The organism is Sphaerochaeta sp. UBA5849, from assembly GCA_002432715.1.
Classification (GTDB): domain Bacteria; phylum Spirochaetota; class Spirochaetia; order Sphaerochaetales; family Sphaerochaetaceae; genus Sphaerochaeta.
Window position 1 is genome coordinate 17,337 of the sequence record DJGJ01000060.1, and the last position, 13,229, is coordinate 30,565.

The window sequence follows — 13,229 nt, forward strand, 5'->3', positions numbered from 1 at the left end:
CTCAATCTTTATCGGCAAGAGAGATATCCATGGGCACCTCATTTTTCACCAAACTGTTCGGAACCAAGCAAGACAAGGACCTTCGTTCATTACTCCCCCTCCTTGAACAGGTAAACAAGGAGGAATCTTGGGCCTCTGCGTTGTCGGATGACCAATTCCCTGTGCAGACACAGCAGTTTCGAAAACAACTGCAAGAGGGAGCCTCATTGGATAGTTTGTTGCCCAAAGCATTCGCCTTGGCCAGGGAAGCAGCCAAACGTGTTCTTGGCGAGCGTCACTACGATGTGCAAATCATGGGAGCGGTGGTGCTCCATCAAGGGAAAATCCTTGAGATGAAAACCGGTGAAGGCAAGACCCTCACATGCGTTCCTGCAGCATATCTGAACGCCCTTGAGGGAAAAGGCGTGCATATCGTCACCGTCAACGACTACCTTGCCGGTCGTGACGCTTCGTGGATGGGTCCCATTTATGAGTTCTTGGGCCTCTCGGTGGGAGTCATTCTCTCCGATATGGACAATGAGGCCAAGAGAAAGGCCTACAGCAGGGATGTGACGTACGGAACGAACAATGAGTTCGGCTTCGACTATCTCAGGGACAACATGAAGTGGTCGGCCGAAGAGAAAATCCAACCCAAGCACCACTACTGCATCATCGACGAAATAGACTCCATCCTCATCGACGAGGCAAGAACCCCGCTGATCATCAGCGGCCAGAGCGAGGACGATTCTGCCCAGGTGCTGGGAGCTGCAAAAATCGCCTCCTTTTTGGTCGAGTGTGAAAAGAACCCCGAAACCGGGGATTACTATGAACAAGACCCGCTTGCCCGTTTCGAGCGCAATGCACAGCCTTTTGAGGAACGCGGAGACTACAAGCTTGACGAGAAACAGAAGAAAGTCTCATTTACCAATCAGGGCATGCTTCATATGGAAGAGCTGCTCAACAAGCACCACGTCATCAAAGGCTCGATCTATGCCGATGAGAATTTTGAGTATGTCCACTATGTCACCCAGGCGGTGAAGGCCCTCAGGCTCTACAGCGCCGATGTCGATTATGTAGTAGTCGATGGCCAGGTGCAAATCGTCGATGAATTCACCGGCCGCATCCTTCACGGGAGGAGGTACAGCGACGGGTTGCACCAAGCGATCGAGGCCAAGGAGAAGATCAAGATCCTCGGTCAGAACAAGACTTTGGCGACCATCACCTTCCAGAACTTTTTCCGCATGTATGACAAGATCAGCGGCATGACCGGCACCGCCGACACCGAAGCTCCGGAATTCCTGAAAATCTACAATCTCGATGTGGTGGTCATCCCCACCAACAAGCCTATCATCCGTCAGGACTTCCCCGACCTGGTCTATTACAACGAACAATTCAAGTTCAAGGCCATCTGCGAGGAGATTGAACGGGTTCATAAAACCGGCCAGCCCATCTTGGTGGGCACCATCAGCATCGAGAAAAGTGAGATGCTTTCGTTGCTGCTTCGGCGCATGGGCATCAAGCACGAGGTGCTCAATGCCAAGAACCATGCCCGTGAGGCCATGATCATCGAGGAAGCCGGTGCAAAGGGTGCCGTCACCATCGCAACCAACATGGCCGGTCGTGGAACCGACATCAAGCTCGGCGGCAGCATCGATGCGAGGGCAAGAAGGCTGTGCGGCACCGAGGCCACCGCCGAGGAGTTCGCCCAGGCCCTCAAGGAGGTCTACCCCTCCTGGAAAAAGGATTATGAAGAGGTGAAATCTCTTGGCGGACTCTATATCCTGGGAACCGAGCGACATGAATCAAGGCGTATCGACAACCAACTCAGGGGACGCAGCGGTCGACAAGGCGATCCAGGTGCCAGCCGCTTCTTTGTATCACTGGACGATTCGTTGATGCGTCTCTTCGCTTCGGACAACCTGAAAAACATCCTGGGAAGAATCGGCATGCAGGACGGAGAGCCGATCGAGCACCGCATGCTCTCCAATGCCATCGAGAAAGCGCAGAAACGGGTAGAAGATAGAAACTTCGAAATCAGAAAACACCTGCTCGACTATGATGATGTACTGAATGAGCAGCGAAACTTCATCTACGCCGAGCGCGATGCCATCCTCACCGACGAGCATCTGCTGCAACGCGTCAGGGCTATCTGCCATGAGATAAGTGCATCCATCGTGGATGCAGTATTCGCCGATGCAAAGGAGCAGCAGAAAGGATCAAAAATCCTATCTGAGATGCTGACCACCTTCCAGCTTTCAGTTCCTCTCTTGGATGAGAAAGCCACCAGCGAAGAGTACAAGAAGCACCTGGTGCAGTGCATCGATACGGAAATCGATTCCAAGGTTGCCCTGACCGGCGAAAAACCTTTCAACGATTTCTTGCGGTTCAACTATCTGAGGCAGATCGACCTGCGTTGGCAGGACCACCTGACCGCACTCGAGGATCTTCGTGATGCAGTAGGGCTGCGCTCGTATGCACAGAAGAATCCTTTGGTGGAGTACAAGGTGGAGGGCTTTGAAATCTTCAACGAGATGCTCGAAGGCATCAAGCATTTCATGGCCCAGACGTTGGTGCGGGTGCAGATCACCCGACCCGAGCAATCCTACCAGAGACAAAGCAGCAAAGCGAAAATGGTGGAATCGCACACGGCCAAAGGAGCTTTCGCCTCAGAGGCGCACAATGCCAGGCGCGTGCAGGGAGTCGGCGACGTGGCCCCCGTCACCATCAGGCGCGACCAACCCAAAGTCGGGCGCAACGATCCCTGTCCCTGTGGGAGCGGGAAAAAATACAAACACTGTCATGGAAGAAATGCATAGGCACCGTGAAGACCTGTCCTTTTCGCTTTAGAAGAACTGGATGGGATCGAGTGCTATGCCCGACTGCTCGATGCTGAAGAAGAGCGTGGGACGTTCATACGAAGTACCGCTGGTTCCAATGCTGCCGATTGTATCACCCTTGGAGAGCGTCATGCCGATGCGCACCTCCACGTTCTCCAGATGATGATAACTGGTCCGGTAACCGCCTTCATGGCTGAGTACGACAAACCGCCCCCTGCCCTTCACTTCATACCCGGCATCCACAACTTGGCCGCTGGCTGAGGCGACAACGGCCGAACCCCAGTTGCCGACGATCAGAATGCCGTTGATGCTCTCGCTGATTCCGGTTGCCGGATTAATGTAGGGCTGGCCGAACAGTGTGGTGATGGTGCCTGAAGCAGGCTTCTGGAACTGGATCGGGGCTACATCGGCAAGTTGGTTGGTGGCAGTCGAGGAGGTATCGGGGATGAACAGCTGCTGGCCGACAAGGATGTTCTCGCTCTTCAGGCCGTTGATCTCCTGCAGCGTTTTCCACCCGAGCGAGGGGCTGTACTTGCGTGCAATGGTGGAAAGCATATCCCCCTCGCGAACGGTATACAGTTGTCCGTCACGGTCCGGGATCCGAAGGGTGACTCCTTCGCGGATGGCCTGGATGTTTCGTATCTGATTGACACTGATCAGCGTCTGGGTTTTCAGATTGTACATGGCTGCAATGGTGGCAAGATCCTCATTTGCAGCAACCAAGTGGTCGGCATACTGGACGGTGAGCGAGCTGGAGGAACGTACGGGTGCCGGTCGGTCGGAAAGCGACCGGGCCTGGGTGTCGACCACCGCGGCATCGGAGGGTGAAACGACGGCTGGAGCCGGTGTGACATCCGCCGGGGGGGCGACCACTGCCGATACCTCGGGGGCATCACTGATCTTCCCCACCTGCGGCAGCACTTCGACAACCGCCTTTGGGCCTTCAGTGCTCTTACCTGTCTGATCTGGAAAGAACTGATACCAAATGACGATGACCACCACACAGATGGCTATACCCAATGCGATGGTCCAAATCAGACCACGGCTGGGTTTTGTTCGCTGCCCATCTGAGCGTGAACGCCAGGAAGGCCGCTCCTGCATATCATCATAGTAGTCTTTTGCCATAGCTCGACATTACCTTTTCTACATAGTAGTATAAAACAATCATGGCTACCAGTCCAAAACATTCCTATATCAGGCTCTTGTGCCTCCTATGTATCATATTTTTAGGAATTCTTCTCCTCAGATTGGGGTTTTTAATGCTTTTCGACCGAACTCCGGTCAAAACATATACCAATCCAAACGTTGCAAAGCAGGTAGTCAGAGGCACCATCTATGATCGAAACCAGAGGATTCTCGCCATACAAACCCCCTACTGGGGAGTCTATCTTCACCTGAATGCCGTCAAAGACCTTCAGCTGGTCAGTGAAGTCATAGCCCCCTTCGTACAGATGAATCCCCAGGAAATCCAGAACAAGGCAGCCTCCTATACCACCTATGCGCAAATCAAGGAGCGCATCGACGAGCAGATGGTACAACCGCTTTTGGATGCCATCCAAAAATACTCGCTCAAAGGTCAGGTGAATGTCGAGAAACGCATAGGAAGAACCTACCCCGCCCAGTTTCATGCTTCACAAACCATAGGTTTCACCAATACGGAGGGGGAAGGCATCGAGGGAATCGAGCTCAGCCAGGAGTCCTATCTGAACCCATACCCGGAAATCGGGGAAGCCCTCGTCACCTACGGGCAGGATATAACCCTCACCCTCGACTTGGACATCCAATATGCCTTGGATGTCCAGCTTCAGCAGATTGCAGACGAGCACAATCCCGATTACGCAATGGCAATCGTACTCGATGCTGCAAACGCCGACATTCTGGGCATGGGAAGCTACCCTTGGTACGATATCAACAATCTCTCATCATCCAATGCCGAGCAGCGCAAGAACCATGCAGTAAATCACCTGTTTGAACCGGGGTCGGTTTTCAAGCTCTTCAGTCTTGCATCGGTGCTCAAGGCCGGACAGGCACAGACAAGCGAACTGTTTGAGTGCGACGGCAGCTACACCTTCAAAGCCGGGGCGAGCAACATCACCATCAACTGCACCGCAGTTCACGGCCAGGTTGATCCTAAGACGATGATCAGCAAATCCTGCAACGGGGCCATCGTCCACTGGGCACTGCAGACCGACCCGCAGGCTTTCTATGACACCCTGTCGCGCTTGGGGTTCAACAGCTCCTACGATATCGGCCTTCCTTCCCGAGCCCGTTCGCAGATCGCCTTGCCGTCCACCTGGAGCGGACGTTCGCAGGCAACCATCGCATTCGGTCAGGAACTGCTCTCTTCGGCTCTGCATCTTGCAACTGCGGCAACCGCCTTGTGTCCTTCGGGAGAACTGCTGCAACCAAACCTGATTCTCCGACGCACTTCACCGGTAGATGGGAGCATACTCTATGAGCGGCAGCGGGTGGTGCTCGATACCGTCTTGGACAGTGAAATTGCAAACCTCATCCGCAGCGGCATGTTCACTGCTACCGAGGAAGGAGGAACAGGGGTGCATGCACGTGTGAGCGGCATTGATATCGGGGTGAAGACAGGAACCGCTCAGATTCTCAACCCGCAAACCAACAGCTATGAGGATGGGACTGTCTTGGCTTCGGCCCTTGCAATGGTACCCATCGAGAATCCCAAATACATCATCTACATCGGAGCCGGAAATCCCAAGGGCAATACCATTTGGGGTTCAAACATTGCCGCACCTGCGATAGCAAATCTTGTCCAGACCCTGGTGAGCCAGGGAAAGCTGACACCCAAGGATACTGCAATTCGCTAATTTGCCGGGAAAAATTGGGATAGGTCGAGGCTGAAACCCTTCAGATGCGTCATCAGATACGAGGCGGATGCGATATGGAAATCGTCGGGGATGGTCCGGCCATCGGCAAGAAATAGAAGCGGCAGAGCAGACTTCCGGGCAAATCCCAAGAGGTTTCCGATGCCGCTGGTTTCGTCAAGCTTGGTGCAGATGACTGCCTTCATGCGCTGGTCGGAGAAGTACTGCAATTGGGCCGATAAATCGCTCTCCTTGGACGTGGCACTCACCACCAGAAAGGTGGATTGTTCATGAATCATGGCCAACAAGGCGTTCTGGCGCATTTTTTGTTCTTCATCCTTCGCACTGAATGCACAGGTATCAACCAGAACATGGTCATATGCATCCAATTCAGGCAGCAAGCCTGCCAATGCCTTGAAAGAAGGGGCCTCAAACAAGGGAAGTGCAAACTCACGGGTGAATTGACGAATCTGCCCAAGTGACCCGATTCGGTAGGTATCGAGGGTCAGCAAGGCGACTTTTCTCGCTTTCCGAGCCCGCAGATACAGGGCTGTCTTGATCAATGTGGTGGTCTTCCCCACTCCGGCAGCCCCGACGAATACGGCAAATCGAGCAGCTATCTCATCCTCGAACTGCACCCCTTCGAACAAGTATTGCAAGAGGCCGACTTCTACTTCGGCTTGGGTGTGCCCTGCCTTGCTCAGAAGCACCTGCTCCCTGGCCGATGCATGCAGGGCAGGCGGAACATCGTTGGAAGCAAGCAACTTTTGCAAACAGGCTTCAGCATCGAATGCAGGAGCAGGTTCGCTCTCCTGTTCAACAGCCCGGGGCTTCTGGTCCACCAGATAGAAGGTGATCCTGCAACGCTTCTGCTTGGAGAGTGTCGTACCTTTGGTAAAATCCTTTCGCGTGTGAATGCGCACGGCATTCCCGTATGTGCTGCGGGCCTGCCTGAGTGCGCTTTCATAATCACTCGCTTCAAGATCCAAGAATTCCAAATGCACTCCTAGAGGATGAACTTCGACAAATCCTGATTCTGGATTATATCACCAAGACGTTCATCCACGTAATCCTTGGTAATGGGAATGGTCTGACCGCTGAGTTCATCGGCGCTGAAGCTCAGTTCCTCAAGCAATTTCTCCATGATGGTGAACAACCTTCGAGCACCAATATTATCATGATTGGAGTTCACCTCATAGGCGATTTCACTGATTCTTCTGATGGCATCGTCCTCGAAAACTATCTGAACCCCCTCGGTCTTGAGCAATTCACGATACTGCATGGTAATGGCATTGGCTGGTTCAGTCAGGATCCGGTAGAAGTCCTCCGCCTTCAGGTCATCCAGTTCGACACGCAACGGGAAGCGGCCCTGAAGCTCGGGAATCAAGTCGCTGGGCTTTGAAACATGGAAGGCTCCGCTTGCGATGAACAGGATATGGGTTGTATCAACAACCCCCCACTTCGTGGAGACACTGGTTCCTTCAATGATGGGAAGAATGTCTCGCTGCACTCCTTCACGGGAGACGTCGATGCCGCCTCCCGAGCCGCCGCTCTTGGCGACTTTGTCAATCTCATCGATGAAGACAATACCCATCTGCTCGACCCGTTCCTTTGCCTCGTCGATGGCGCGGTCGGTATCGACTGCCTTTTCCGTCTCTTCTTCGGTGAAAATCTCGCGTGCGCGCTTTACCGTCAGCTTGCGGTTGTGACCTTTGCCGTTTCCGAAAATGGAACCGATGCTCTGCATCGCATCCTGCAGCTCCTCCATATTGGGTTGTCCAAGCACCTCGATGCCGACGCGCTTGCGGCTCTGTACGTTTATCTCGACCTCTCGCTCATCAAACTTGCCGTCGCGCAGCATCTGCCGAAATCGCTCACGGGTCGTCTTCTGGCTGTCGGTATAACTGCTGCCTACCGGGATGATGTCCACCGAAGGGTCTTCCTTCACCTGTGGAAGGAGAATGTCCAACAATCGCTCCTCCACCCTGAGGGCAACCTTTTCCTGCTCCCGTTCGGCGAGCTCGGCCTTGACCTGCTGCACGGCGATGCTCATCAAATCACGGATGATGGATTCGACATCCCGTCCGACATACCCTACTTCCGTGTACTTGGTCGCTTCAACCTTTATGAAAGGGGCGTTGGACAGCTTTGCAATACGGCGGGCGATCTCCGTCTTTCCCACCCCGGTGGGACCGATCATAATGATATTCTTTGGAGAAACCTCGTCGCGGATCTCCAGCGGCAGACGCTTGCGGCGGGTGCGGTTGCGAATGGCGACTGCAATCGTCCGCTTTGCCTGCTTCTGTCCGATTATGTACTTATCGAGCTCTTTCACTATTTCGGAAGGCTTGAGTTCATCAAGCTTCCTGCTTGCTGTATATGCCATCGTTTATAATACCTCTACATGAATGCAATCGTCGGTGTAGATGCACAGCTTCGCTGCTATCTCCACACTCTTGCGGGCAATCTGCTCCGCGCTCATCGTCGGGCCGGCCTCCAGGTACGCAAGGGCTGCACTGAGTGCATAGTTGCCCCCGCTGCCGATACCGATGGCATCCCGCTCGGGATCCACCACATCACCTGCCCCGTTTATCAAGAAAATCTTCTTGCCGTCGCTTACCAGCATCATGGCCTCAAGCTGGCGCAGCTGCTTGTCGACCCTCCACTGTTTGGCAAGCTCGACGGCAGAACGGGTCAAATCACCGTTGAACTGCTTCAATTTCGCTTCAAACAACTCAAAGAGCGTGAAGGCGTCGGCGGTTGTACCGGCAAAGCCGGTGATGACCTTGCCGTCATACAACGTACGGACCTTGTGTGCATTCGCCTTGAGAATGGTATCCCCGGCGGTTACCTGCCCATCACCTGCTATAGCTACATGCCCGTCCTTGCGGACTGCTACAATCGTGGTTCCTTTAAAACTACTCATCCTGTTTCCTTCCATGAGGATGGCTGTACTCATAGACGCGGGCCAACCTCTCTTGTGATACATGGGTGTAAATCTGTGTTGTCGAGATGCTTTGATGACCAAGCAGCTCCTGTACTAGACGGATATCAGCCCCATTGTCGAGAAGATGGGTTGCATAGGTGTGCCTCAATACATGAGGTGTGAACGGTTTTTGCCACCCAAGTCTCTTTCTATACACAGCAAACATACTACCAACCGTGCTCATCGGCAACTGTTTTCCTTTGTTCGAGCAGAGCAGATGCGGGCAGGAGAATCGTTCCCGTTTCAAGTAGAGGTAGTAGGTCATCAGGTTCTTGCAGCGTTCGGTAAAGAAGACATACCGCTCTTTCCTGCCTTTTCCCAAAACGCGAATCCGGCGCTGCTCCCATTCGACGTCCTGCTCCTGGATGGAAAGCAATTCGCTGATGCGGCACCCTGTATCGTAGAGCAGGGTGAACACCACCATGGCACGGGTCGAAGGAAAATCAGCGTACGGAAGACTGAGCAAGGCCGCTGTTTCTTGAACCGTAAGGACCGAAGGCAGCCTGTCCTGGCGGCGGTGCACCGCTATCAGGGAGAAGGGATTGGAGGATATTGCCTCATGCTTGAGCAATGAGGAGTAGAAGCTGCGTGCACAGCTGATCTTGCGGTTGATGCTCGCCTGGGAGTAGTGCTTCTCCTTGACCAAGTAACGCACATACATGCGTGCATCCTCGCGCGTGAGCTGAAGCAGGGATACGCCCAACGTTGAAACATAGGCTTGCAACTGCAACAGGTCCCGCTCATAGGCGAGCAGGGTATGTTCGCTGAGACTTCTCAGACTCTTCTGCGTCTGGAGAAATGTTGGTATCAAAGAGTCTTCACGCATGTCCCAGACTATAGCACGAGGGCCCGAAACGGTACAATGAGCCGGCTTGGATCCGCACTGTTGCAGGCCAATTTTGCCTGATGGCTACATCAGCATATCCATCAATGGTCTCGGCTCCCATGTCAACGAGCGAACGGGAGCCTGCATTCACTTCGCCACATCGTGTTCCCGTGCTGTGCACATAGACATCCTTTCCAAGATCGAGGGCGCAGGTTGCACAATGCATCGCCCCTGATTTGGATGGAGCCTGCATCACTACGCAAGCTTCTGCAAGGGCGGCTGAGAGGACATTGCGACTGAGGCATCGAAACGACAAGGCCTGCTCATCAGGCTCATAGGCTGAGATGGTACAGAAACTTCGCAGCAGTGCATTGTTTGTGATGCGTTTGGCGGCAAGCCCGCAATCGCACAGTACAACCGCCGCCCTGTTGCTGTCCTTCAGTGCATAGAGGCAGTTGCGGTCGATACCCCGACTGTTGCTGGTTACCAGTGTCACTTCATTCGCTCCCGCCTCCAGGGCAAACTCATAGGAACTCTGGCTCGCAAGCGCATCGGGATACCGGGTCCCGCATACCATCAGCATGCGTTCTGCCTGATTGGGCAGGCCATTGGTGTACATGAGTCGAAACGGAGGATTCTCAAGGTGGTAGAACTGTTTGGGATAGCATTCCATTCCATAAAAGACAACCCGGGCGCTGCCTTGGGCAAGGAATGCAAGCATTCGCTCTGTTTTTTCGGTATTCGCACCCAGATGAATCAAGTCGTCCCGAGAGGGAGTGCTGGAGGCCAGGCTGAGTTTCTCCTGTGCCCCGAGGGAGAGCTGACTGATGGAAAGAAGGGTTGAGAGTTTCATGCCCCCAAAGGGCCGAAGGGTGGATGATTGCTTCAGAACAGCGAAACGGCGACTTTCACCAACAAGAGGGCAAGAACGAAAAGCATAACCGGTTTCACCACATGCACCCCGACTTTCAAGGCGAGCCGGCTGCCCAGGAAACCCCCGATGACGGCGCTGATCGCACAAGGCACGGCGATGGAGAAATCAATCACCCCGTGATACAGGAACATGGCAAGGGCTGCAACATTTGAGGAAAGATTGACGATTCGAGCAGTTCCGCAGGCTTTCAGAAGATCCATTCCCAGGACTGAAGTGAAAATCAGGGTAAGGAACATGCCGGTACCCGGCCCGAAGAAGCCGTCGTAGGCACCGACCACCAAGCCGGTCATCGAGCCCAGAACGTAGAGAAGCACGCGGCTTTTTTCCTTTGCTTGTCCGAAATCGGGTTTGAACAGCATAAAGAGCGCGATGGCGGGAACCAGGATGACCAGAAGGTAGTTCAGATATGTATCGGCATACAGGTTTGCAAGGAAAGACCCGATCGCTGAACCGATGAAGCTCGTCACGGTTGCAACCAGGCCTATGGACAAGGAGACCTGCGACCGTCGAAGGTACTGGATGGATGCAACCAAGGTACCGCTTGCCGAGGAGAACTTGTTGTTTCCCAACGCTGTCTGGGGGGGAAGGCCGAGTGCAACATAGGCGGTGAGGGTGATCAAGCCTCCCCCTCCAGCTATGGCATCGACAAACGAACCAAAGGCGATGATGGGACACAATATGAACAGTACACTCATCTCTGGTTCCCATCCTCGACATCGGTATGAAACTGCTCGTATGCTTTTTGCAGCTGCCTGGTATCGACATGGGTGTACATCTGGGTGGTCTGTATATCGCTGTGGCCGAGAAGCTCCTGCACGCTCCTCAGATCGGCACCGCCTTCGAGGAGATGGGTGGCAAAGCTATGACGAAGGGTATGCACCTTTGCATCGAGTCCGATTGCATCGCAGTAAGCGATGAATCGTTTGTATACGGCTTGTCTGGTCAACTTCCGGCCCCGCCTTCCCACAAACAACGCCTTGGTCGAACCACGCATTCCTACAAGGTGCTCCCGTACGTTCTTCAGATATGCATCAACCCAGCTGCGGGCGACCTCTCCGACGGGGATGATGCGGATCTTATGCCGCTTTCCTATAACCCGGATGCTGGTCCTTTGGTAATCGGAGACTTCCAAGTCGCATGCCTCACTGATCCGCAGTCCGCAGGAGTAGATGAGCTCGAACAGCGTTCGATCGCGAAATCCAAGAGCGTCGGCAGTGTCGATGCTGTCAAGCAGGGCATCCACCTGGGCGATGCTCGCCACCTGGGGAAGGTTCTGCTGCTGCCGTCCCCGCTTGATCATCAACACCGGGTTGTCTTCCCTGATCTTGCTCAACTGCAGAAACGAAAAAAATGATCGCAATGCCGATACCATCTTGGCAACGCTTCGCTCGCTCAAACGGCGAAGTTGCACCTGCTCTACAAGATAGGACTCAATGTAACTTGCGCCCACCTTCTCATAATCGACTCCAGAAGCCAAAAAAAGCGTGACCTCATGGGTATATACAGACTGCGTCGCCTCCGAAAGGCGACGCTGCATGGCCAGATAATCTGTATAATCGTCGATCAAAAGCAAGTCGGATGCATTGCTCATGATCAATTGTCATCCGCTTTATTGCGTGAGTAGCGAAGAACGGCGGGGATGGTGTAATCATTTGCATTGGTGTTTGGTCCCTTGCCTAGCTGTTTCTGCAAATCCTGCCACCGGTTCACCTGAATGGAGGCGACTTCGCTCTGCTCCTCACTCTTCTTTGCAGGCTGGGATGATTCCTCGCTCTTGCCATCCTCCCGCTTTGCGGTAGCATATCGTCGTTTTACCATGTCGATGTCTGCAAGCTCTGCACCCACGACATCCTCCTTCCTCTCGAACCCGGTTGCAACCACGGTCACCTTGATGCGGTCCCCGAGCTCCGGGTTGAACGCTTGACCGGCGATGATCAAAGCATCATCGGCACACCGTTCGGTAACCAGTTCCACCACATCCTGATACTCCTGCAAGGTGAGGGAGTCACTGCCTGCAAGGTTGACCAATACGCTTTTGGCCCCCTCGATGCTGGCATTTTCCAGAAGCGGATTGCTGATGGCCTGCCTGGCGGCATCCACAGCACGGTTCGCCCCCTCGCCGAAGCCGATTCCCATCAAGGCATCACCCTTGCCTTTCATGACGGTACGTACGTCTGCAAAGTCGATGTTGATCTCTCCGGGTTCCGTAATGAGTTCACTGATGCCCTGAACACCCATATACAGCACTTCGTCGGCCATGAGGAAGGCCTGCTTGATCGGTGTATTGTTCTCCACCACCTTCAGCAAGTACTGGTTGGGAATGATAATCAGGGTGTCGACCTGCTTGCGCAGCTTCTCGATTCCCGCCTGGGCGAGCATCAGCTTCTTCTTGCCTTCAAATGCGAAGGGTGTGGTGACCACAGCCACGGTCAGGGCGTTGCAGCTCTTGGCGATTTCAGCAACAATCGGGGCTGCACCGGTGCCGGTTCCCCCTCCCATGCCGGCGGTGATGAACACCATGTCGGCATTCTCGATCTCGCGTCGAATGTCCTCTTTGCTCTCCTGGGCAGCCTTCTCCCCCACCTCGGGCACGCCTCCTGCACCCAAGCCACCGGTCAGTTCCTTGCCGATAGGAATCCTGATCTGGGCGTTGGAACGCTGAAGGGCCTGCATATCGGTATTCATGGTAACAAAATGTACCTTTTTCAAGCCGCTGGCGATCATACGGTTGACTGCATTGCCGCCAGCCCCCCCCACGCCGACTACCTTGATGATCGTAGAGGTAGCCTGTTCATCCTGGACCATATCCTCTACTTCAAACATTCCAAAATCCATA

11 protein-coding genes are annotated in these 13,229 nt (G+C 54.0%); 2 read left to right on the top strand and 9 right to left on the bottom strand.

All coding sequences use genetic code 11. The features are described 5' to 3' along the window. Positions 1-29 precede the first annotated feature (29 nt). A complete protein-coding gene (secA, locus tag B3K89_RS10515) occupies positions 30-2,795 on the top strand; it encodes a preprotein translocase subunit SecA (protein ID WP_293895433.1) in 2,766 nt (921 codons plus the stop codon). A gap of 27 nt (positions 2,796-2,822) precedes the next feature. On the opposite strand, the gene B3K89_RS10520 is transcribed toward secA, so the two are convergent. After that, entirely contained in the window at positions 2,823-3,941 is a 1,119-nt protein-coding gene (locus B3K89_RS10520; RefSeq protein ID WP_293895431.1) for a M23 family metallopeptidase, read from the bottom strand. 134 nt (positions 3,942-4,075) lie between these two features. On the opposite strand from B3K89_RS10520, the gene B3K89_RS10525 reads away from it, so the two are divergent. Beyond that, on the top strand, positions 4,076-5,650 hold the full coding sequence (locus B3K89_RS10525) for a peptidoglycan D,D-transpeptidase FtsI family protein (RefSeq protein ID WP_345907376.1): 1,575 nt from the start codon (positions 4,076-4,078) through the stop codon (positions 5,648-5,650). On the opposite strand, the gene B3K89_RS10530 is transcribed toward B3K89_RS10525, so the two are convergent. Genes B3K89_RS10530 through ftsZ form a run of 8 tightly spaced genes read right to left on the bottom strand, consistent with a single transcriptional unit; the run spans position 5,647 to position 13,228 of the window. Beyond that, positions 5,647-6,645, bottom strand: coding sequence for a hypothetical protein (locus B3K89_RS10530; protein WP_293895425.1), 999 nt, complete (start codon positions 6,643-6,645; stop codon positions 5,647-5,649). The two genes, B3K89_RS10525 and B3K89_RS10530, sit on opposite strands and share 4 nt — an antisense overlap. Positions 6,646-6,653: 8 nt before the next feature. Next, positions 6,654-8,033 (bottom strand): ATP-dependent protease ATPase subunit HslU, encoded by a 1,380-nt coding sequence (gene hslU / locus B3K89_RS10535; protein WP_293895422.1) that lies wholly within the window; start codon positions 8,031-8,033, stop codon positions 6,654-6,656. Positions 8,034-8,036: 3 nt separating this feature from the next. Further along, entirely contained in the window at positions 8,037-8,573 is a 537-nt protein-coding gene (hslV, locus tag B3K89_RS10540; protein WP_293895419.1) for an ATP-dependent protease subunit HslV, read from the bottom strand. Further along, positions 8,566-9,459, bottom strand: coding sequence for a site-specific tyrosine recombinase/integron integrase (xerA, locus tag B3K89_RS10545; protein WP_293895416.1), 894 nt, complete (start codon positions 9,457-9,459; stop codon positions 8,566-8,568). The genes hslV and xerA overlap by 8 nt, the downstream gene beginning before the upstream one ends. Then, positions 9,452-10,312, bottom strand: a complete 861-nt coding sequence (locus B3K89_RS10550) for a DNA-processing protein DprA (RefSeq protein WP_298501693.1) — start codon at positions 10,310-10,312, stop codon at positions 9,452-9,454. The genes xerA and B3K89_RS10550 overlap by 8 nt, the downstream gene beginning before the upstream one ends. 32 nt (positions 10,313-10,344) lie before the next feature. Further along, positions 10,345-11,088 (bottom strand): TSUP family transporter, encoded by a 744-nt coding sequence (locus B3K89_RS10555; protein ID WP_293895410.1) that lies wholly within the window; start codon positions 11,086-11,088, stop codon positions 10,345-10,347. Next, on the bottom strand, positions 11,085-11,984 hold the full coding sequence (locus tag B3K89_RS10560) for a tyrosine-type recombinase/integrase (RefSeq protein ID WP_293895408.1): 900 nt from the start codon (positions 11,982-11,984) through the stop codon (positions 11,085-11,087). Before B3K89_RS10560 ends, B3K89_RS10555 begins: the two co-directional genes overlap by 4 nt. A gap of 2 nt (positions 11,985-11,986) precedes the next feature. Continuing rightward, a complete protein-coding gene (gene ftsZ / locus B3K89_RS10565; protein WP_293895405.1) occupies positions 11,987-13,228 on the bottom strand; it encodes a cell division protein FtsZ in 1,242 nt (413 codons plus the stop codon). Position 13,229 lies beyond the last annotated feature (1 nt).